This is a genomic window from Paenibacillus sp. 598K, from assembly GCF_003851045.1.
Classification (GTDB): domain Bacteria; phylum Bacillota; class Bacilli; order Paenibacillales; family Paenibacillaceae; genus Paenibacillus_D.
The window spans coordinates 1-331 of the sequence record NZ_BFBX01000352.1 but is presented as its reverse complement, the minus strand read 5'-3'; the positions used below and the strand labels follow the sequence as shown (position 1 = coordinate 331).

The window sequence follows — 331 nt, the reverse complement described above, 5'->3', positions numbered from 1 at the left end:
GGACGTCGCCAAGCGGGTGCAGCAATGCACTTAGCCATAATTTCATAGCAACAAGGGCCTTTAGCTCAGCTGGTTAGAGCGCACCCCTGATAAGGGTGAGGTCGGTGGTTCGAGTCCACTAAGGCCCACCATTTTCTCAATAGAGTCGGGGTCCCCGAAAAGTAATCGGATTACGCTTCGGAGGATAACTTCACTTTTTGGGGTAAATAAGGGGACATAGCTCAGCTGGGAGAGCGCCTGCCTTGCACGCAGGAGGTCAGGAGTTCGATCCTCCTTGTCTCCACTTGAACGCTTTCTTACAGAAAGCGACATTTGCACCTTGAAAACTGGA

The 331-nt window shown here is 51.7% G+C and carries 2 tRNA genes; both read left to right on the top strand.

What is annotated here, in order from left to right:
- Window positions 1–54: 54 nt before the first annotated feature.
- Window positions 55–131: transfer RNA gene (locus tag PA598K_RS35440), tRNA-Ile, on the top strand.
- A gap of 79 nt (window positions 132–210) precedes the next feature.
- A tRNA-Ala gene (locus tag PA598K_RS35435) sits at window positions 211–283 on the top strand.
- The last annotated feature ends 48 nt before the right edge of the window (window positions 284–331 follow it).